The organism is Streptomyces sp. NPDC049879, assembly GCF_044461265.1.
Taxonomy (GTDB): Bacteria; Actinomycetota; Actinomycetes; order Streptomycetales; family Streptomycetaceae; genus Streptomyces.
Genome location: NZ_JBITKT010000001.1, coordinates 55873 through 75728 on the forward strand (window position 1 = coordinate 55873; position 19856 = coordinate 75728).

The following is a 19856-nucleotide window of genomic DNA, read 5'->3' on the forward strand; positions in this document are numbered from 1 at the left end:
TCCACCCCTCCTCACCCTGCTTCGGGAGACTTCACCCATGCACAGCGACCACTCCCTGATGGAAGCCCGCCTCCGCCGGGTCCTCGACGAACGCGTCCGCCCCGCCGTCTACCCCGCGTCCGTCCCGCTCGACGTCACCGTGTGGCACGCGCCGGGCGAACCGGTCCCGGTCGCCGAGGGGATGGCGGCCCCGCGCACGCCCATCGCGGTGGGCGACACGTGGGGCGCGCCCTGGGGAACGAGCTGGTTCACCGTCTCCGGCACCGTCCCCGCCGCCTGGGCGGGCCGGACGGTGGAGGCCCTGCTCGACATCGGCTTCGACGGGGACATGCCGGGCTTCCAGTGCGAGGGGCTCGTCCACCGGGCGGACGGCTCGCCGGTCAAGGGGCTCAACCCGCGCAACCAGTGGGTGCGCGTCGGCGACCCGGTCGCGGGCGGCGAGGAGGTGCTGCTGCACATCGAGGCGGCCTCCAACCCCGTCATCCTCGGCCCCGGCATGCCGTTCCTCCCGACGGAGCTCGGCGACCGCGAAACGGCGGGCGTCGCGAACCAGTACACCCTGCGGCGCATGGACCTGGCGGTCTTCGACCGCACGGTCTGGGAGCTGGTCCACGACCTCGAAGTGCTCGGCGAACTCGCGGCGGAACTCCCGCTGGACGCCGCGCGCCGGTGGGACATCCTCCGCGCGACGGAGCAGGCCCTGGACGCGCTCGACCTCCAGGACGTCAACGCGACGGCCGCCGCCGCCCGCGAGGCACTCGCCGGTGTCCTCGCTGCGCCCGCCACCGCGTCCGCCCACCGCGTCAGCGCCGTCGGCCACGCGCACATCGACTCGGCCTGGCTCTGGCCGCTGCGCGAGACGGTCCGCAAGGTCGCCCGCACCGCCGCGAACATGACGGCCCTGCTCGACGACGCGCCGGACTTCGTCTTCGCCATGTCCCAGGCGCAGCAGTTCGCCTGGATCAAGGAGCACCGGCCCGAGGTGTACGCGCGGGTGCGCGAGGCCGTGTCGGACGGCAGGTTCGTCCCGGCGGGCGGCATGTGGGTCGAGTCGGATACCAACATGCCGGGCTCCGAGGCGATGGCGCGGCAGTTCGTGCACGGACGGCGGTTCTTCCTGGAGGAGTTCGGGATCGAGAACGACGAGGTGTGGCTGCCCGACACGTTCGGCTTCGCGCCGGGACTGCCGCAGATCATCAGGGCGGCGGGCGCCAAGTGGCTGCTGACGCAGAAGATCTCCTGGTCGCAGACGAACGTCTTCCCGCACCACACGTTCGCCTGGGAGGGCATCGACGGCACCCGCGTCTTCACGCACTTCCCGCCCGTGGACACGTACAACTGCGAAGTGACCGGCGTCGAACTCGCCCACGCCGCCCGCAACTTCAAGGAGAAGGGCGCCGCCGGCAGCTCCCTCGCCCCCACCGGGTTCGGCGACGGCGGCGGCGGCACGACGCGCGAGATGGTCGCCAGGGCGGCGCGGCTGCGCGATCTGGAGGGCTCCCCGAAGGTCGTCTGGGAGACGCCCGCCGCCTTCTTCACCCGCGCCGAGGCCGAGTACCCCGACCCGCCGGTGTGGGTCGGCGAGTTGTACCTGGAGCTGCACCGGGGCACGCTGACCAGCCAGGCCCAGACCAAGCAGGGCAACCGGCGCAGCGAACACCTGCTGTACGAGGCCGAGTTGTGGGCCGCCACCGCGGCGGTGCGCACCGGGTTCCCGTACCCCTACGAAGCGCTGGACCGGCTGTGGAAGACGGTGCTGCTGCACCAGTTCCACGACATCCTGCCCGGCTCCTCGATCGCCTGGGTGCACCGGGAGGCACGCGCCACCTACGCGCGCCTGACCGAGGAACTGGACGGCATCGTCACCGCGGCCCAGCGCGCGCTCGCCGGCGAGGGCACGCACACCCTGACGTTCAACGCCGCCCCGCACCCCCGCGACGGCATCCCCGCGGGCGGCGCCGCCTCACCCGCCGCGGCCGGCTCCACCACCCGCGTCACGCCCCGCCCGGCGGGCGGCTTCGTCCTCGACAACGGCCTGCTGCGCGCCGAGATCGACGGCCGCGGCCTCCTCGTGTCGGTGTACGACCTCGCCGCCGGGCGCGAGACGATCCCCGCCGGAAGCGCGGCCAACCTGCTCCAGATCCACGCGGACTTCCCCAACCAGTGGGACGCCTGGGACATCGACAGCTTCTACCGCAACCAGGTGACCGACCTCCTCGCCCGCGACGAACTCGCCGCCGACGGCGAGGCATCGGTCCGCGTCACCCGCTCGTTCGGCTCCTCCCACGTCCGCCAGGTGATCACCCTCGCACCGGGCACGGCACGCGTCGAGATCGCCACCGAGGTGGACTGGCACGAGACCGAGAAGCTGCTGAAGCTCGCGTTCCCCCTCGACGTCCGCGCCGAACGCTACGCGTCGGAGACCCAGTTCGGGCACCACTACCGGCCGACGCACCGCAACACCTCCTGGGACGCCGCCAAGTTCGAGTCCTGCAACCACCGCTTCGTCCACGTCGAGGAGCCCGGCTGGGGCGTCGCCCTGGTCACCGACTCCACGTACGGACACGACGTGACGCGCACCGGCACCACGACGACGCTCCGCGCCTCCCTCCTGCGCGCCCCCCTCTTCCCCGACCCCCGCACCGACCAGGGCGTCCACCGCTTCCGCCACGCCCTCGTCCCGGGCGCGGCCATCGGCGACGCCGTGCGCGAGGGCTACGCGTTCAACCTGCCGCCACGGCGCCTGAACGGGAGCACGGCCGAGGTCCCGCCCCTGGTCGAGGTCACCGGCGCCGGGGTGGTCGTCAGCGCCGTGAAACTCGCGGACGACGGATCGGGCGACGTGGTGGTCCGCCTCTACGAATCCCACGGCGCCCGCACCACCGCACACGTCACACCCAGCTTCACCGTCACCGGAACGCACCGCACCGACCTGCTGGAACGCCCACAGGAGGAATCCACACTGGACATCCCCCTGCGCCCCTTCGAACTGACAACCCTCCGCCTCACAAGGCCCAAGTCGAACTGACACCAAACGCCGGGCGCGCCCCCCCACCAACGGCGCGCCCGGCGACCCGGGCACGCGATCGTAGGGCGAAGGCGGGTGGCCGGGTCAGTCGTACGCGGGCAGGCCGAGGTGCCGCCTCAGGCCCTCGGCCCCCGCGTCCGTGAGCCGGACCACGCGGGGCGCGGGACCCCGCCGCACCCAGTCGAGGTCGAACAGCCGCGCGGCGAGCGCCGCGCCCAGCCCCCCGGCGAGGTGGTGCTCCCGCTCGCTCCAGTCGACGCAGTAGCGCACGGCCGGACGGCGCGGCGGGAGCCGGTCGGTGTCGATGCCGAGCGCCGCGAACTCCCGCCGCCCGGTGTCGGTCAGCTCGTAGACCACGTCCCGTCCGTACGAGGCCGGCCGGTCGCGGACCGCCTCCCCGGGGCGGTGCACCCCGTCGTACCCGACCAGCATCCGGCGTTCGAGCAGGGCGCGCATCAGCGCGACGCCGAGCTGCCCGGCCAGGTGGTCGTAGCACGTCCGCGACCTGTGCAGGGCGTTGGTCCGGCTGCTCTCCCTCAGGGATGTGATCGGCAGCGGAGGCGCGATCAGCGCGAGGGCTTCCAGCGCCGCGACGACGTCAGGTCCCGAGAGCCGGTAGCAGCGGTTGCGGCCGCGCCGCTCGACCGTGACCAGCCCGCCGTCGACGAGCCTGGCGAGATGGACGCTCGCCGTCGCGGCGCCGACCCCGCCCTCCTCCGCGAGCACGCCCGCCGTGAGGGCCCGGCCGTCGGCGAGGGCCTTGAGCATCCGGGCACGCGTCGGATCGGCCACCAGGGCGGCGGCCCGCGCGATGTCCGTCTGCTGCTTCAGGGGTTCGCTCACGCCCCCACCGTACGACACCCACACTTCGTTCCCCGACGAAGTGTCCGGCGCCCAGACTCGGCACCATGACAGCCACCGAGACCAGGCGCGGCCCGCTCCGCACCGCCCCGCTCATCGCGCTGAGCCTCGGCTACTTCCTGGTGATGCTCGACGTCACCGTCGTGAACGTGGCGGTGCCCGACATCCGCCGGTCCCTGGCCGCGGACGCCTCCGCCCTCCAGTGGATCGTGGACGGATACAGCACGGTCTTCGCCGGGCTGCTGCTGCTCGGCGGCAGCCTCGGCGACCGCCTCGGCCACCGCAAGGTCTTCCTGGCCGGTCTCGCGGTCTTCGCCGGCTCCTCCGCCCTGTGCGCGCTCGCCCCGTCCACCGCCGCGCTGGTCGCGGGGCGCCTCCTCCAGGGCGCCGGCGCCGCGCTGCTGGTGCCCGCGTCCCTCGCCCTCCTCCAGCGCACCTACCCGGACCGGGCGGTACGGGCCCGCGCCATCGCCGTGTGGGGCGCCGTCGCCTCCATCGCGTTCGGCGCGGGTCCCGCCGTGGGCGGCCTGCTCGTCTCGGGACTCGGCTGGCGGGCGGTGTTCTGGCTGAACGTTCCCGTCGGCCTCCTCGCGGTCGTCCTCACGACCCGCCACATCGGCGCGGGCACCGGCGCGGCACCGTCCCACAGGACGGACCACGTCGGCCAGATCCTGGGCATCATCGGCCTCGTCTCCGGCGCCACCGCGCTGAACGAGGCGGGCACGCGCGGCTGGACGTCCCCGCTGGTGCTCGGCGCCCTGGCCGTCTCCGCCGCCGCCCTGACCGCCTTCGCCCGCGTCGAACTCTCCCTGGAACGGAGCGCCGCCGACGGCGGTGCACGGGCCCCGCTGATGCCGCCGTCGCTCTTCCGCGCCCGGGCCTTCTCCGCCACGGCGCTCATCGGCATGCTGATCAGCCTCGGCTACTACGGCATGCTGTTCCTCGCCACCCTCTACTTCCAGCAGGAACGCGGCTGGTCCACGCTCGCGACCGGCTTCGCGCTGCTCCCGTCGGCCTGCATGGGCCTGATCGCCGCTCCGCTGTTCAGCCGCATCGCCGCCCGCACCGGCCCCTACGCGCCGATGACCGGCGGCCTCCTCCTGGGCGCGGCCGGATTCCTGGGCTGGCTCCTCGCCTCCTCCGACACCCCGTACCCGGTCCTGCTGGCCGCCCTCGCCGCGACCGGCCTGGGGCAGACCACGACCGCCCTCGCCGCGACCGCCGCGATCATCGAGTCTGCCCCCACCGAGGGCGCGGGCATCGCCGCCGCGGTCTTCAACGTCGCACGCCAGCTCGGCAGCGCATTCGGCGTGGCCCTGTTCGGCACCTTCACCACCACATCGCGCAACTTCACGACAGGCCTGCACATATCCACGATCCTCGCCGCCACAGCGTTCTTCACCGGCGCACTACTGGCAGCCTCAACCAGCCGCCACACACACCCGCACACCCCCTGATCCACCACCCGGACCTGGGCCCTCTCCCCATCGAACTGCCCGAGCCGGACGTCCGCTGATTGAGAGCGGCGTTCGACTTGCACCCTGCGGCCGGAGGTGTCGTACGCGTGCCTGACGAGGCCCGGTGCTACTGCTCCGTGCGACGCAGGAACTGCCAGCCCAGCACGGCCAGGGCGAGCGTCTGCCCGAGAGAGGCGAACATGAGCACGGGCTGAACGACGGGAGAGCACCAGAACGCGGTCGTGCAGACCATGGGGAGAACCAGGTACGTGAACAGGTCCACCGCCGTCTGAAGCCGCTTGCGCACGGTGCGGCCCGCAACGTTGCGGTTGTAGACCTCCCAGCCGAACACTGCGCCTTGGGCGGAGGTGAGTTCCCCCAGGCGAGGTCCGAGCCGGTCGCGGACGTAGCAGCCGATCGCCGAGATCTTCTCGTCGTTGACCAGGTAGGTCCAGCCCAGGATCAGACAGATCGCGGGGATGGAGAGCAGCAGCCGGAACTGTCCGCTCCGGACGGTGATCGCCATGACCGCGGTGGCTGCGGCGAGCGTGAAGTAGAGCAGGTTGTCGCGAAACCCTATGCGGGTCTTCTGCTCCTCTTTGAGACGGTCGTACTCGGCCAGCAGGATCTTGCTCTCGGTGACATCATCCGTGGAGGTCACAGGGCACTCCTCTGCTCAAGCTCAGGATCAGCCGGCTGTCTGGAAGGGCGCGAGGTTGTCGGGACCGTGCCGTTCGATCCAGCTCTTTCCGTCCGCCGCTATCCCCTCAAGGAGGCGGAAGGTGTGGGTGGACCCGGCCGCGCTGAGGTTGATTTCTGAGATCTCCTCGGAGTCCTCGGTCGGTGCCAGTTGATGGGCGTCGGCGTCCTTGACGCGGATCTTCCTGGCCGGTCCGTTGGCGAGGAGGAGTTCCAGGTCGTAGCCGACGTCGGTGTTCTCCGTCACCTGCACGGAGGTCAGCGCGTCGAACCGGTAGTTGTTCCGCTGCTCGTTCTTGCGTGTCGCGTCGGCGAAGTTGAACTCGGAACTGACCTCGCGGATGCCGTCCTGGGTGAACAGGAACAAGCGGAAGACGTAGTGCGAGTACCGCCATGGGCCGCCTCGGACCCGGCCCCGCTTGTAGGAAGGCGCCGGGGCAACAAGGATGGTGTGGGTGATCAGGTCGCGCCAGGTGAGCCGGTGGTGCCGCAGTGCCTCATCGACGAAGGAAGTCTTGTCGCAAGTGAGCCAGGTCTCCATCTCCAGTTCGCTGGGGCGCGTATCGTCCAGGAACGACCGCCAGCGCCGGTAGGCGATCTGTCGTGCGGTCAGCTGCTCCAGGTACTCCTGAGTCTCCCGGTCCAGCCGGTGCTCTTCACGCCGGACCTCCAGCCACAGGCAAGCGGTCGCGTGCCCGGACCAGGCCGCACCGAGCACGGCCAGGAACGCCCACAGAGCCTGCGGTTGAGCGGCATCGGAGACCGCCGTGGCGAACGCGGCCAGAGCTGCCGCGCCGAGAACAGCGAGGGCCGCCACTGTCAGGGCCTTCGTCCTGGCCGGAGTCCGGTCCTGGCGGTGCTGATCGGACAAGGTGCCGTTGTTGTGGCGATGTCGGACGTCCTCGGCGAGGTACCGGATCAGCCAGTCGACCCGCTCCACACCGACCCGGCTCTCCCTGTAGAGATCCGCGATCTCGGCGGCGAGGCTGGCGCGGATCTGAACCGTGTGGTCGAGCCAGGCATCCGAGGTGAACCCGTGGGGCCTGCGAATGCTGAAGTAGTGATCGAACGAATGGCGGACGCGCTTGGTGAACCCGTCCTCGGCGGAGGTGGGGTCGCGCGGGTGTGGCACGCGGGCCCCGGCCGCGGAACCCGGCTTGGGCTCCCTGCCCCACCACCGGACGCCGAAGCGGCCCGCGGTCAGGCCCGCGCCGAGTGCCACCGGTAACTCGACGATCGCCTGGGCCGGATTCGAGATCAGTGCCAGGGTCCAGAGGAGCGCGCTGCTGACGACGAACAGGGCCGCCCGGACAGGGATGGCCGCTCTGGCGGCGGCAGCGGTGCTCGGGCGGGGCGGAACGGCCCGTGCCCCGATGGGGGCGGGGGTGAAGTATGCCCAGACCCTCTGGGCCCGGTCGTTGCCGAAGCGTTCTGCCCTGGCCCGTTCGAGGGTCTGCGCCCACAGGTCGTCCTTCAGCCCTCCGGTGAGCATGAGGTCGAGGTGGCGGAGGATCGCGTCGTGCTGGCGGCGCGGCAGGTCCTGCAGCTGCTTCAGCACGGGGCCGGTCTCGCTGCCGGCGGTGCTGAGCGCCGCCAACAGATCGAATGTGACGCGCAGTGCTGCTGTCCACTCGTCCTGGGCGTAGTTTTGAACGTGCCCGGAGATGTAACGCAGCCGCTGGACCTCTTCTGTACTCAGGTCGTGATGGGTGCGTGCGCTGAGCATGGCGAGCACCCAATGGAAACGAACCTCCGTGCCGTCGTAGCCCCGGACGATCGCATCAAGAATCATCTCTCGGGCTCGGCTGGGGACGCCGTCCTCCAAAAGCTGCACGCCGACCCGGTACTTCTCCTGCGGCGAGGCGTCTGGAGGGACGATGTAGATGGTGGAGTCGTGTACGGTCTCGGCCTGGATTCCGATGGTGGAGTTGTAGGCGGCCGAGCTGTACGCGGCCCCGTCGTCATTGCTCATGCCGAGTCACCGGCCGCAGCAACCATGGGGGCCAATGTGGCCACCAGGGCAGGGCACTCCGCGACCAGTCCGCGCAGCCTCTTGAGCGTCATGACCGTCCGCTTCGACGCTTCAGGAGTGCGCTCCCCGGCCGACCGGAGGGCGGACTCCAGATCGTTCAGGGCCTCCCGGTAGCTGTCCTCGTCGAGGGTGCCCTCGGCGCGGTGCCACCCCAGCTGATCGCGGAAGGCGTTCAGTTCTGTGATCAGGCCCGGCGGGCCGGATGCCTGCGAGGCCGCGTTCATGTAGACGCTGCTGCCCGTGACTGAGCCGGCCATGATGCCGACGGTGCTGTTGTGGACGGTGTTGCTGACTCGCCGGTCGAACCGGTCGGCCGAACCGGCCGCCCTGTCCTCCTTGGGCATTGCGGCCTCCTCCTGCTCGCCCACCAGTTCCACTGCCAACCGGATGGCGAACGCCGCCGCGTTCGCCGCGGCCCGCGGCTGCCAGTTGCGATCATCCGCACTGTTCTTCGTGCCGTCCGCCCGGTCGCTGATTCCCCGGACGATGGCCACCGGCGCTCCGCTGAGATGGCCGGCCTGGGCCACACCGGCCGCCTCCATCTCGATGGCGAGCGCGTCGTTGTAGTGCTGTCGGATCCACTTCGCCTCGGCTGAGATCCTTGAGTTCTGGACGATCTCGCCGGCGGCGATCGCCCCGAAACGCACCGCCGGTCCGTCCTCATGACCGGGTGCGGGATCCGCCCAGTCGTCCGAACGGGCCACGTGCGAGGCGAGCTGGCTGATGCCGTGCGGCGCCTCCCACACCCGGGGACGGGCTTTGAGTCCGTCGTCCTCGCTGGTCCCGCCGTGGTAGGCGTACACGTGTGACGCCATCACCACGTCACCCAGCCTGGTGGCGTCCCACAGGGCACCGGCGACTCCGACGAACAGCACGGCCACCGGTGAAAACTCCTGGATCGCGCGTTCCGCGATCACCGCGGCGGAATGGTTCCCCTTGTTCGTCAGACCGAGCGCGACGCGGCACGATGTGCCCCTTACGGTGCCCACTTCGAACCTGGTGCCGCGTTCATGGCGACGCACTTCCAGATCCACCAGCCTCTGGCGCACGGACTGGTATTCGAGATTGAGGGCGGTGAGAATAACCACCGGGCGTTTCGGCATCTACTCCTCTTCTCCTTTCGTGTTCTCTTCCGTCGCAGATGGCGCGGGTCGGATCAGCGGTGGGAACAGCACGGTGTTCGGACCGGCCCGGTAAAGCCGGGCGGGCCGTCCTCCCGTGGTCCTGCGGGCCGCGCCGACGGGGACGATGAATCCCTTCGCGGCTTGGACCTTCCGATAGAAATTGCGGGTGTCGAGTGTGGTGCCCCAGACAGCCTCGTACACCTGTTGCAGCTCTGCGATGGTGAAGATCTCCCCGCAGAACGCAGTGGCCAGTGCCGAGAATTCGAGCTTGGTACGCGCGCGTTCGATCCCGTCCGCGGCGATTCGACGGTGATCGAAGGCAAGGACAGCCTCGCCGGACAGAACGGCCTCTGCGGGAATCCACGCGGCATCGGTGGCATCCGTTCCCGCGACAGGGTCGGGCAGCCCCGGTGCGATTGCGAGGTGAGCCACAGAGACGACTCGGCCCCGCGGGTCGCGACCCGACCTCCCGTACACGGCCAGCTGTTCAAGGTGCACCCAGCCGGAGGTCAGTGCCGTTTCCTCACTCAGTTCGCGATGGGCGGCGTCCAGGATCTCCTCGCCATCGTGGTTCAGGAATCCTCCGGGCAGCGCGAGCATGCCTCGAAAGGGATCTTCGCCCCGCTCCACCAGGAGAACGTGCAGACGACTCTTCCGCAGCGTCAGGATCACGAGATCGACTGTCAGTAGGACAGGAGGTGGCGACCACGCCTCATCTTGCATGTCGGCAAGCTACTGCAGTTACTGTCACTTGCACAAGAAGTGGGGTGCTGGGGTCGAGGCGCCGCTCGATCCCACCGTCCTTCTCCGGGCGCCTCGGGGGCGTCCGGCGTGGCGAGGTGCCGCCGCCGCTACAGCCAGGTCGTCGCCAGCCAGGTGGTGGCGGCCGCGACGGCGATGAGTGCGAGGTTGAGTGCGATCTGACGGTCTCCCCGGCGGAGGTGCACCCCGGTCGCCAGGATCTGCAGCACTACGAAGCCGATGGCCGCGGCCAGCGCGAGCCAGGGCGCGATGCCGGTCACCGGGGGCAGGATCAGCCCGGCGGCACCAAGAACCTCCACCGTTCCGATGGCCCGGACGACCGGCATGGGCGTGCTGTCCACCCAGGCCATCATCGGCTGGAGCCGTTCCTTGGACCGGACGAGCTTCACTCCGCCCCCGTAGACGTAGAAGAGGGCGAGCGGCCCGGCGACGACCCAGTAGGCAACGTTCATGATGTCCTTTCGATCTCCCGACGACATATTCAGTACTGAACAAGTCTTTCAGAAGATGGCGACTGGTAAAGACCCCAGGACCCCTCTGGGAAGCTTCGGTAGGGTTGCCCGTCATGGGGACGTCGGAGGAAGGCGCTGTCGACCCGCGGGTCCAGCGCACACGCCGTGATGTCGTCGACGCCGCCACGGAGCTGTTCAAGTCCGAGGGCTGGGCGGCGGTGACCCATGCCGAGGTCGCCCGCCGCGCCGGATACTCCAAGGTGACCGTCTACGCGCACTGGCCGACCCGCCTTGACCTCGTCCGCGCCTCGGTCGGCCGGATCTGCGGCACGACCGAACATCCGCAGCCGACCGGCGACCTGCGCGCCGACCTGATCCGCGACCTGCTCGACTTCGCGGGCGACCTCTCCGAAGGCCACCTGACCCGCGTGCTCGGCGGCGTGTTCGAACGTGCGGGGACCGACCCGGCCGTGGACGAGATGCGCCAGCAGCTCTACGCCGAGGGCGCACACTCCCTGGAGGCGATCCTTGCCTCCCACCTGCCGGAAGAAGCGGTCACCCCCTGCGTGGCCCTGCTGACCGGCGGCGTACTCGTCCGCGTGGCCCTGCAAGGCGCACCGGCGACACGAGACTTCATCGAAGACCTGGTCGACAGGGTTCTCGCCTCGACAGACCGGTGACCCACCAACCCCCTGAGGCTTCACACATCCCCGATGCTTCCGCAGAGCCTTGATTAGTTGTCGCGGTCGGAGGTCAGGACGATCACAGGGGCCGGGGGACCGGAGCGCGAGCGCGGCGGCTGCGTACCTGTGTCGTGGACGCGTGAGAGGGTGGCGGCGTGAACCGACTCGGTGAAGCGACCTCGCCGTATCTGCTCCAGCATGCCGACAACCCCGTGGACTGGTGGCCCTGGTCTGGGGAGGCGTTTGCCGAGGCCCGGCGGCGTGATGTGCCGGTGTTGCTCAGTGTCGGGTATGCCTCGTGTCACTGGTGCCATGTCATGGCGCGGGAGAGTTTCGAGGACGCTGAGGTGGCGGCGTATCTCAATGAGCGGTTTGTCGCTGTCAAGGTGGACCGTGAGGAGCGGCCTGATGTGGATGCCGTCTATATGACGGCGGTCCAGGCCGCGACGGGGCAGGGTGGGTGGCCGATGACCGTGTTCATGACGGCGGAGGGGGAGCCGTTCTGGTTCGGCACCTACCTGCCGCCGAGGCCCGCGCACGGGCTGCCGTCGTTCCGGCAGGTGCTCGAAGGTGTCCACGCCGCGTGGAGCGAGCGGCGTGGTGAGGTGGACGGTGTCGCGGCCAGGATCGCCGCCGATCTGGCGGGCGCCGAGCGTGAGTACGACGCGCCGCGTCCGCCCGGTGCGGACGAGCTGGCGGCGGCCGTACGGGAGCTGGCGGAGCAGTTCGACGCGGAACGCGGTGGGTTCGGCGGCGCGCCGAAGTTCCCCCCGGCGATGACGCTGGAGTTCCTGCTGCGGCACCATGCCACCACCGGCTCGGCCGAGGCGCTGCACATGGTGGAGCGGACGTGTGAAGCCATGGCGCGTGGCGGGATCTATGACCAGCTCGGTGGAGGGTTCGCCCGGTATGCGGTGGACGCCGAGTGGGTGACGCCGCACTTCGAGAAGATGCTGTACGACAATGCGCTGCTCGCGCGTGTGTACACCCACCTGTGGCGTGCGACCGGTGCCGTGTGGGCCCGCCGGATCGCGCTGGAGACGTGCGACTTCATGGTCCGCGAACTGCGCACCCCGCAGGGCGGCTTCGCCTCCGCGCTCGACGCCGACAGCGAGCTGCCGGGCGGCGGCCACGAGGAGGGCGCGTTCTACACGTGGACCCGCGCGCAGCTCGCCGAGGCGCTGGGCGAGGGCGACGCCGTACGGGCCGCCGCCGCGTTCGGCCTCACCGACGACGCGCCCGTGCTGCGGCTGCCGCACCCCGCCGCCGCGCCGCCCGACGACCTGCGCGCCCGGCTGCTCGCCGCCCGCGCCCTGCGGCCGCGCCCCGAGCGCGACGACAAGGTGGTCACCGCGTGGAACGGCCTGGCCGTCGCCGCGCTCGCCGAGGCCGGCGCCTGCTTCGACCGGCCCGACCTCGTCCACGCGGCCACCGAGGCGGCCGTGCTGCTCGCCGAGCTGCACACGGACGGCGCGGGCCGCCTGGTCCGTACGTCGCGCGACGGCGGCGCCGGGACGAGCCGGGGCGTGCTGGAGGACTACGGGGACGCCGCCGAGGGCTTCCTCGCGCTGCACGGCGTGACGGGCGACCCCGTGTGGCTGGCCCGCGCGGGGGCGCTCCTGGAGACGGTGCTGACACGTTTCCGCGGCCCGGACGGCGCGCTCTTCGACACCCCCGACGACGGGGAGCGCCTGATCAGCCGCCCGCAGGACCCGTCCGACGGCGCCACCCCGTCCGGCTGGACCGCCGCCGCCGGGGCGCTGCTGTCCTACGCCGCGCTGACCGGCAGCGACCGGCACCGCGCGGCGGCGGAGACGGCGCTCGGCATCGTCACGCCGCTGGCGGGCCGGGCGCCCCGGTTCATCGGCTGGGGGCTCGCCGTCGCCGAGGCGGCGCTCGACGGGCCGCGGCAGGTGGCGGTCGTCGGCCCGCCGGGCGACCCGGCGACGGCGCTGCTGCACCTGGCGGCGCTGCGGGCGACGGCGCCGGGCGCGGTCGTGGCGCTGGGCGGGCAGGGGGAACGGGACGGTGCGGCGCCGCTGCTCGACGGCCGCACCGCGCGCGACGGGCGGGCGACGGCGTACGTGTGCCGCGGTTTCGTCTGCGAACTGCCGACGTCGGACCCGGCCGCCCTCGCGGGACAGCTGGGCCGCGACGCCTGAACGGGGCGGGACCCGGCGGTCAGCCGTGCTGGTAGGCCACCAGTGACACGCCGATGTAGTGCACGATGAACGCGGCCAGCGTGAAGAGGTGGAACACCTCGTGGAAGCCGAACCAGCGCGGCCACGGGTCCGGCCGCCGCAGCCCGTACACGATCCCGCCCGCGCTGTAGAGCAGCCCGCCGACCAGCACCAGCGTCAGCACCGCGCTGCCGCCCGTCTCCAGGAAGTCGGGCAGGACGAACAGCGCCGCCCAGCCGAGCGCGATGTAGCAGGGCGTGTACAGCCAGCGCGGGGCGCCCACCCAGAACACGCGGAACGCGATCCCCGCGAGGGCGCCCGCCCAGATCCCCCACAACAGGATCTGCTCCCGTGCGCCGTCCAGCAGCAGGATGGTGAACGGCGTGTAGGTGCCCGCGATGATCAGGAAGATGTTCGCGTGGTCCAGCCTGCGCAGCAGCCCGGCGACGCGCGGACTCCACTCGCCCCGGTGGTACAGGGCGCTGATGCCGAACAGCAGGCAGGCGGTCAGGGTGTAGACCGCGCAGGCCAGGCGGGCGCGCGGTGTCTCCGCGAGTGCGGTGAGGAAGACGCCCGCTATCAGGGCGGCGGGGAACATGCCGGCGTGCAGCCAGCCACGGAGCAAAGGCTTGGCGAGCGAGGTCATGCCGCTGATGGTACTGGCCTCGCACGCCTCTTCAAGCTCCGCTCACATGAGCCGCTCTGGACACAGACGAGAGAAGCAGGCACTATCAGATGAGCGGGGCCGCTCATCCGATGAGCACCCGTGCATTGTGTGCGATTCGCAGAAGAAAACCCTCAACTGTCAGGATCGAACGTGACGCTGACTCCAGCAGCTCCCGTCGCCGCCCACGCCCCGACCCGCCACCGCGACCTGCTCGCCTGGGTGGCGGACATAGCCGCCCTCACCGAGCCCGACGAGATCGTCTGGTGCGACGGGTCGCAGGAGGAGTACGACCGCCTGTGCGCCCTCCTCGTCGAGCGCGGCACCTTCACCCGCCTCGACCAGGAGAAGCGGCCGAACTCGTACTACGCCGCCTCGGACCCCACCGACGTCGCCCGTGTCGAGGACCGCACCTACATCTGCTCCGAGCGCGAGGAGGACGCGGGCCCGACCAACAACTGGATGGCGTCCGCGGAGATGCGGGACATCTTCGCCGGGCGTGAGGGCCTCTTCCGCGGCTCGATGCGCGGCCGGACGATGTACGTGGTCCCGTTCTGCATGGGCCCGCTCGGCTCGCCGCTGTCCGCGCTCGGCGTGGAGATCACCGACTCGGCGTACGTCGCCGTCGCCATGCGGACCATGACCCGCATGGGCGCCGACGTGCTCCGCGAACTGGGGGACGACGGCGCGTTCGTCCGGGCCGTGCACTCGGTCGGCGCGCCCCTCGCCCCCGGGGAGACCGACGTCCCCTGGCCGTGCAACCAGGTGAAGTACATCTCCCACTTCCCCGAGTCCCGCGAGATCTGGTCCTACGGCTCGGGCTACGGCGGCAACGCCCTGCTCGGCAAGAAGTGCTACGCCCTGCGCATCGCGTCCGTGATGGCCAGGGACGAGGGCTGGCTCGCCGAGCACATGCTGATCCTCAAGCTGACCCCGCCCGGCGGCGAGAAGCCGACGTACGTCGCCGCCGCGTTCCCGTCCGCCTGCGGCAAGACCAACCTCGCCATGCTGCGGCCGACGCTGCCCGGCTGGAAGGTCGAGACGATCGGCGACGACATCGCGTGGATGCGGTTCGGCGAGGACGGCCGGCTGTACGCGATCAACCCGGAGGCCGGTTTCTTCGGCGTCGCGCCCGGCACCGGCGAGGCCACGAACGCCAACGCCATCGCCACGCTGTGGGGCAACTCCGTCTTCACCAACGTCGCCCTCACCGACGACGGCGACGTCTGGTGGGAGGGCATGACGGACACCCCGCCCGCGCACCTCACCGACTGGCGCGGCGACGACTGGACGCCCGCGTCAGGCACCCCGGCCGCGCACCCCAACGCGCGGTTCACCGTCCCGGCCGCCCAGTGCCCGACGATCGCGCCCGAGTGGGAGGACCCGGCGGGCGTGCCGATCTCGGCGATCCTCTTCGGCGGGCGGCGGGCCACGGCCGTGCCGCTGGTCACCGAGTCGTTCTCCTGGCGCCACGGCGTCTTCCTCGGCGCCAACGTCGCCTCCGAGAAGACCGCCGCCGCCGAGGGCACGGTCGGCGAGCTGCGCCGCGACCCGTTCGCCATGCTGCCGTTCTGCGGCTACAACATGGGCGACTACTTCGGCCACTGGCTGAAGGTCGGCGAGCGCGCGGCCGACCCGGAGAAGCTGCCGAAGATCTACTACGTCAACTGGTTCAAGAAGGACGCCGAGGGCTCCTTCGTGTGGCCCGGCTTCGGCGAGAACATCCGCGTCCTCCAGTGGATCGTGGAGCGGCTCGACGGGCGGGCCGAGGGCGTCGAGACGCCGATCGGCGTGCTGCCCGCGCCCGGCGCGCTGGACACCGAGGGCCTCGGGCTCACGCAGGAGCAGCTCGACTTCCTGCTGGAGGTGGACCCGGAGATCTGGCGGCAGGAGACGGCGCTGGTCCCCGACCACCTGAAGACGTTCGGCAGCCACACGCCCGAAGGGCTGTGGGAGGAGTACCGCGCGCAGGCGGAACGTCTCGGCTGACCTCCGCGCGGCACGAGACGGCCCCCGCACAACGGCGTGCGGGGGCCGTCGTACGTGCTGGGCCGCTCAAAGGCGGTCAGTACTGGGCGTAACCGTCCAGGAACGAGCCGATGCGCTCGACCGCGTCCGTCAGCTCCGCCGCCGAGGGCAGCGTGACGATGCGGAAATGATCGGGTTCCGGCCAGTTGAAGCCCGTACCGTGCACGATCATGATCTTCTCCGCCCGGAGCAGATCGAGCACCATCTGCCGGTCGTCCTTGATCGGGTACACCGCCGGATCGAGCCGGGGGAACGCGTACAGCGCGCCGCGCGGCTTCACGCACGTGACGCCCGGGATCTTCGTCAGCATCTCGTACGCCGCGTCCCGCTGCTCCAGCATCCGCCCGCCCGGCAGCACCAGCTGCTCGATCGACTGGCGGCCGAACAGCGCCGCCGCCACCGCGTGCTGCGCCGGCATGTTGGCGCACAGCCGCATGTTGGCGAGGATCGTGAGCCCCTCCACATAGCTGCGCGCGTGGTCCTTCGGGCCGCAGACCGCGAGCCAGCCGCAGCGGAAACCGGCCACCCGGTAGTTCTTCGACAGGCCGTTGAACGTGAGCGTCAGCACGTCGGGCGCGAGCGCCGCCGTCGAGGTGTGGGTGGCGCCGTCGTAGAGGATGCGGTCGTAGATCTCGTCCGAGCAGAGCACCAGGCGGTGGCGGCGCGCGACGTCCGCGAGCTGCCGCAACATGTCCTCGTCGTATACGGCGCCGGTCGGATTGTTCGGATTGATGATCACCAGGGCCTTGGTGCGGTCGGTGATCTTCCGCTCGATGTCCGCGATGTCCGGCATCCAGTCGGCCTGCTCGTCGCACCGGTAGTGCACCGCCGTGCCCCCGGCGAGCGACACCGAGGCCGTCCACAGCGGGTAGTCGGGGGCGGGCACGAGCACCTCGTCGCCGTCGTCCAGCAGCGCCTGCATGGCCATCTGGATCAGCTCCGAGACGCCGTTGCCGAGGTAGATGTCCTCGACCGACAGGGGCACGCCGCGCGTCTGGTAGTGCTGCATCACCGCACGCCGGGCGGACAGGAGGCCCTTCGCGTCGCCGTAGCCGTGGGCCGTCGCGACGTTGCGGAGGATGTCCTCCAGGATCTCCGGGGGGCAGTCGAAACCGAACGCCGCCGGGTTGCCCGTGTTGAGCTTCAGGATGCGGTGGCCCGCCGCCTCCAGGCGCTGCGCCTCGTCGAGAACCGGGCCGCGGATCTCGTAGCAGACGTTGGCGAGCTTGGCCGACTGGAGCACCTGCGTCATGCCCGCAACCTTACGACCGTGTAACGCGGCCCGCCGTGTGTTTTCCCCCACGCGGGTGGTGACGCCCTCCCGGCCGGGACGCGCGGGGCGCTACGCTCCCAGCCGCGCACGGCACCGCGACACACACCCTGTCCGCCCCCACAGGCCATCGGAGTCGCCATGACCATCCCGCTCGACACGCTCGCCGACGAGATCGTGGACCACCGCTTCAAGGGACTGCCCCCGGACGCGGCCGGCAGGACCGTCCGCGACCTGGCGGCGGAGCGGCGCGACCTGTGGACCGGCGGCTTCACCACGCCCGTGCTGACGCTGTCCGCCGAGGCGGTGCGGCACAACCTGACGTCGATGGAGCGCTTCGCGGGGCGGCACGGCCTGGCGTTCGCGCCGCACGGCAAGACGTCCATGGCGCCGCAGCTCTTCCAGCGGCAGCTCGACCACGGCGCGTGGGGCATCACCGTCGCCGTGCCGCACCAGGCGCGGGTGGCGCGCGCGTACGGGGTGCCGCGCCTGTTCCTGGCCAACGAGGTGGTGGACCCGGCCGCGCTGGCGTGGCTCGCCGCCGAGCAGGACGACGACCCCGTGTTCCGCTGCGTCTGCTACGTGGACTCGGCGCGCGGCGTGGAGCTGATGGACCGCGCGCTGCGGGACGCGGGGGCCGGGCGGCCGGTGGAGGTGGTGGTCGAGCTGGGCGTGCCCGGCGGGCGCACCGGCGTACGGGACGCGGCGGAGGCGGCGGCGGTTGCTGACGCGGTGGCCCGTACGGGGACGCTGCGGCTGGTCGGCGTGGCCGGGTACGAGGGGGAGGTGCCGGGCGCGGACGCGGCGTCGGTGCGGGCGTGGCTGGCGGGGCTGTGCGCGCTGGCGGCGGACTTCGACGCGGCGGGGCGGTTCGCCGGGGTGCCGGAGATCGTGGTGAGCGCGGGCGGCAGCGCGTGGTTCGACGTGGTGGCCGAGGTCTTCGAGGGGCTGCCTGGGCTGTCGCGGCCGGTGCTGAAGCTGCTGCGGTCGGGCGCGTACGTCAGCCACGACGACGGGCGGTACCGGGAGGTGACGCCGTTCAACCGCGTGCCGCAGGAGGGGTCGCTGCTGCCGGGTTTCCGGCTGTGGGCGCAGGTGGTGTCGCGTCCTGAGCCGGGGCTCGCGCTGGTGAACGCGGGGAAGCGGGACGTGGCGTACGACCTGGGGCTGCCGGAGGTGCAGGCCGTGCGGACCGTGGACGGTGAGGTGCGCGGCGGGGGCGGGCTGAGCGTGGCGCGGCTGGCGGACCAGCACGCTTTCGTCGTGGGGGAGGGGGCGCCGGAGGTCGGGGACTGGGTGGGGCTCGGGATGTCGCACCCGTGCACGATCTTCGAGAAGTGGCCGCTGATCCCGCTGGTCGCGGGCGACGGCACGGTGACCGACTACATCCGCACGTTCTTCTGAGGGCGTACGGGTGGGTGGCCGGGCGCGCGGGGTGTCCCGCGCGCCCGGCGTGCGGTCAGGGGAGTGCCGCCACGTGCGGGCCGACCACGTCGGACCAGGCGTTGCCCGAGGCGGCGTCCCAGTTCACCGACCAGGTCATCGCGCCGCGCAGGTCCGGGTAGGTGCGGTCGGGCACGAAGCTGCCGCAGCGGGTGCCGCGCGTCAGGCAGTCGAGCGCGGCCGTGACGACGGACGGCGCCACGTACCCCGAGCCCGCCGCGCTGGGCGAGGCCGGGACGCCGATGCCGACCTGCGACGGCGCGAGGCCGTTCTCCAGCTGGATGCAGGCGAGGGCGGTGAGGAAGTCCACGCTGCCCGACGCGTACACCTGGCCGTCGCAGCCGAGCATCGAACCGCTGTTGTAGTACTGCATGTTGACGACCGTGAGGAAGTCCCGTGTGTTCAGGGCGAGCTGGAAGTACTGGCTGCCCGTGTTCTGCATGTCGATGGTCTGCGGCGCCATCGTGTAGACGAGGCCGTCGCCGACCGCGTCGTGGATCGTGGTGAGCGCCTGTGTGAGGTAGGTGGCGCTGATGCTGTGTTCGAGGTCGATGTCGAGGCCGTCGAAGCCGTACTCCGCCATCAGCCCGAGCGTGCTGTCGGCGAACGCCTGGGCGGAGGCCGGGTCGGTCACCGCGACCGAGCCGTTGGCGCCGCCGACCGAGATGATCACCGAGACGCCCTCCGCCTGCTTGGCGGCGATGTCGTCCTTGAACTCCTGTTCCGATCCGTAGCCGAGGGCCGGGTCGAGGCGGAAGTCGATCGCGCCGGGCGTGGCCGTCGACTCGGCGAACGAGACGGCGACGATGTCGTACGCGTCCGACACGTCGCGCAGCTTCTGCACGACCGAGCCGTTGTCGAAGTTGTGCCAGTAGCCGGTCAGCGCGTGCCGGGGCACGGCGGTGGGGGAGGGCGCCGCTCCGGCGGGGGCGGCCGCGGCGAGCGTGCCCGCGGCCAGGAGGGAGAGCGCGGCGGCTGCCGCGGCGAGGCGCGGCGCCCGCGCGCGGGCGGGCGTCCGGGGAGTGCTGTCCACGTGTTCGTCTCCGTGCTGTGGGGGTGTGGGGCTGTGGGACGAAACGGTGGCCACCGTCACGCAGGAGATTGGTCCAGACCAGCGCCGCTGTCAATGGTCCCGGCGGACAAGGCAGTTCAGCGCTGTTCCCGGCGCCCGCG

Annotated in this window: 15 protein-coding genes; 6 read left to right on the plus strand and 9 right to left on the minus strand. The window is 71.3% G+C overall.

From position 1 onward, the window contains the following. Positions 1-37 precede the first annotated feature (37 nt). Positions 38-3028, plus strand: a complete 2991-nt coding sequence (locus ACIBPC_RS00295) for an alpha-mannosidase (protein ID WP_398840228.1) — start codon at positions 38-40, stop codon at positions 3026-3028. A gap of 84 nt (positions 3029-3112) precedes the next feature. Here the strand turns inward: ACIBPC_RS00295 and ACIBPC_RS00300 are convergent, their stop codons facing one another. After that, a complete protein-coding gene (locus ACIBPC_RS00300; protein WP_398840230.1) occupies positions 3113-3871 on the minus strand; it encodes an ArsR/SmtB family transcription factor in 759 nt (252 codons plus the stop codon). A 65-nt stretch (positions 3872-3936) separates the two neighbouring features. On the opposite strand from ACIBPC_RS00300, the gene ACIBPC_RS00305 reads away from it, so the two are divergent. Next, on the plus strand, positions 3937-5346 hold the full coding sequence (locus tag ACIBPC_RS00305) for an MFS transporter (RefSeq protein WP_398840232.1): 1410 nt from the start codon (positions 3937-3939) through the stop codon (positions 5344-5346). Between the two features lie 127 nt (positions 5347-5473). Here ACIBPC_RS00305 and ACIBPC_RS00310 read toward each other — a convergent pair whose 3' ends face one another. The 5 genes from ACIBPC_RS00310 to ACIBPC_RS00330 form a co-directional block, all read right to left on the minus strand. Continuing rightward, complete coding sequence (locus ACIBPC_RS00310; protein WP_398840234.1) at positions 5474-6007, minus strand: hypothetical protein; 534 nt, start codon at positions 6005-6007, stop codon at positions 5474-5476. Positions 6008-6034: 27 nt separating this feature from the next. Continuing rightward, complete coding sequence (locus ACIBPC_RS00315; RefSeq protein WP_398840236.1) at positions 6035-8017, minus strand: hypothetical protein; 1983 nt, start codon at positions 8015-8017, stop codon at positions 6035-6037. Next, on the minus strand, positions 8014-9180 hold the full coding sequence (locus ACIBPC_RS00320; protein WP_398840238.1) for a purine phosphorylase: 1167 nt from the start codon (positions 9178-9180) through the stop codon (positions 8014-8016). Before ACIBPC_RS00320 ends, ACIBPC_RS00315 begins: the two co-directional genes overlap by 4 nt. Further along, positions 9181-9924, minus strand: a complete 744-nt coding sequence (locus tag ACIBPC_RS00325; RefSeq protein ID WP_398840240.1) for an NrtR DNA-binding winged helix domain-containing protein — start codon at positions 9922-9924, stop codon at positions 9181-9183. It abuts the gene before it with no gap. A 128-nt stretch (positions 9925-10052) separates the two neighbouring features. Next, on the minus strand, positions 10053-10415 hold the full coding sequence (locus ACIBPC_RS00330) for a DoxX family protein (protein WP_398840242.1): 363 nt from the start codon (positions 10413-10415) through the stop codon (positions 10053-10055). Positions 10416-10528: 113 nt separating this feature from the next. On the opposite strand from ACIBPC_RS00330, the gene ACIBPC_RS00335 reads away from it, so the two are divergent. Next, on the plus strand, positions 10529-11095 hold the full coding sequence (locus tag ACIBPC_RS00335) for a TetR/AcrR family transcriptional regulator (protein ID WP_398840244.1): 567 nt from the start codon (positions 10529-10531) through the stop codon (positions 11093-11095). Positions 11096-11253: 158 nt separating this feature from the next. Next, positions 11254-13260: a thioredoxin domain-containing protein gene (locus ACIBPC_RS00340; RefSeq protein WP_398840246.1), complete on the plus strand. Its 2007-nt coding sequence runs from the start codon at positions 11254-11256 to the stop codon at positions 13258-13260. Positions 13261-13279: 19 nt separating this feature from the next. On the opposite strand, the gene ACIBPC_RS00345 is transcribed toward ACIBPC_RS00340, so the two are convergent. Next, positions 13280-13924 (minus strand): hemolysin III family protein, encoded by a 645-nt coding sequence (locus tag ACIBPC_RS00345; protein WP_398840247.1) that lies wholly within the window; start codon positions 13922-13924, stop codon positions 13280-13282. A 171-nt stretch (positions 13925-14095) separates the two neighbouring features. Here ACIBPC_RS00345 and ACIBPC_RS00350 point away from each other — a divergent pair, with 171 nt between their 5' ends. Then, positions 14096-15931: a phosphoenolpyruvate carboxykinase (GTP) gene (locus tag ACIBPC_RS00350; protein WP_398840249.1), complete on the plus strand. Its 1836-nt coding sequence runs from the start codon at positions 14096-14098 to the stop codon at positions 15929-15931. A gap of 76 nt (positions 15932-16007) precedes the next feature. Here ACIBPC_RS00350 and ACIBPC_RS00355 read toward each other — a convergent pair whose 3' ends face one another. Further along, positions 16008-17222, minus strand: a complete 1215-nt coding sequence (locus ACIBPC_RS00355) for a pyridoxal phosphate-dependent aminotransferase (RefSeq protein ID WP_362966201.1) — start codon at positions 17220-17222, stop codon at positions 16008-16010. Positions 17223-17381: 159 nt separating this feature from the next. On the opposite strand from ACIBPC_RS00355, the gene ACIBPC_RS00360 reads away from it, so the two are divergent. Beyond that, positions 17382-18644 carry an alanine racemase gene (locus ACIBPC_RS00360; RefSeq protein ID WP_362966199.1) on the plus strand — a complete coding sequence of 421 codons (1263 nt, stop codon included), beginning with the start codon at positions 17382-17384 and terminating at the stop codon, positions 18642-18644. A 55-nt stretch (positions 18645-18699) separates the two neighbouring features. Here ACIBPC_RS00360 and ACIBPC_RS00365 read toward each other — a convergent pair whose 3' ends face one another. After that, positions 18700-19716 carry a chitinase gene (locus tag ACIBPC_RS00365; RefSeq protein ID WP_398840252.1) on the minus strand — a complete coding sequence of 339 codons (1017 nt, stop codon included), beginning with the start codon at positions 19714-19716 and terminating at the stop codon, positions 18700-18702. Positions 19717-19856: the final 140 nt, after the last annotated feature.

What these genes read in the sequence shown, in the direction of transcription:
- ACIBPC_RS00315 (WP_398840236.1), bottom strand. Translation starts at nt 8,017, where the DNA reads ATGAGCAATGACGACGGGGCCGCGTACAGCTCGGCCGCCTACAACTCC.
- ACIBPC_RS00295 (WP_398840228.1), top strand. Translation starts at nt 38, where the DNA reads ATGCACAGCGACCACTCCCTGATGGAAGCCCGCCTCCGCCGGGTCCTC.
- ACIBPC_RS00325 (WP_398840240.1), bottom strand. Translation starts at nt 9,924, where the DNA reads ATGCAAGATGAGGCGTGGTCGCCACCTCCTGTCCTACTGACAGTCGAT.
- ACIBPC_RS00335 (WP_398840244.1), top strand. Translation starts at nt 10,529, where the DNA reads ATGGGGACGTCGGAGGAAGGCGCTGTCGACCCGCGGGTCCAGCGCACA.
- ACIBPC_RS00320 (WP_398840238.1), bottom strand. Translation starts at nt 9,180, where the DNA reads ATGCCGAAACGCCCGGTGGTTATTCTCACCGCCCTCAATCTCGAATAC.
- ACIBPC_RS00355 (WP_362966201.1), bottom strand. Translation starts at nt 17,222, where the DNA reads ATGACGCAGGTGCTCCAGTCGGCCAAGCTCGCCAACGTCTGCTACGAG.
- ACIBPC_RS00305 (WP_398840232.1), top strand. Translation starts at nt 3,937, where the DNA reads ATGACAGCCACCGAGACCAGGCGCGGCCCGCTCCGCACCGCCCCGCTC.
- ACIBPC_RS00345 (WP_398840247.1), bottom strand. Translation starts at nt 13,924, where the DNA reads ATGACCTCGCTCGCCAAGCCTTTGCTCCGTGGCTGGCTGCACGCCGGC.
- ACIBPC_RS00360 (WP_362966199.1), top strand. Translation starts at nt 17,382, where the DNA reads ATGACCATCCCGCTCGACACGCTCGCCGACGAGATCGTGGACCACCGC.
- ACIBPC_RS00330 (WP_398840242.1), bottom strand. Translation starts at nt 10,415, where the DNA reads ATGAACGTTGCCTACTGGGTCGTCGCCGGGCCGCTCGCCCTCTTCTAC.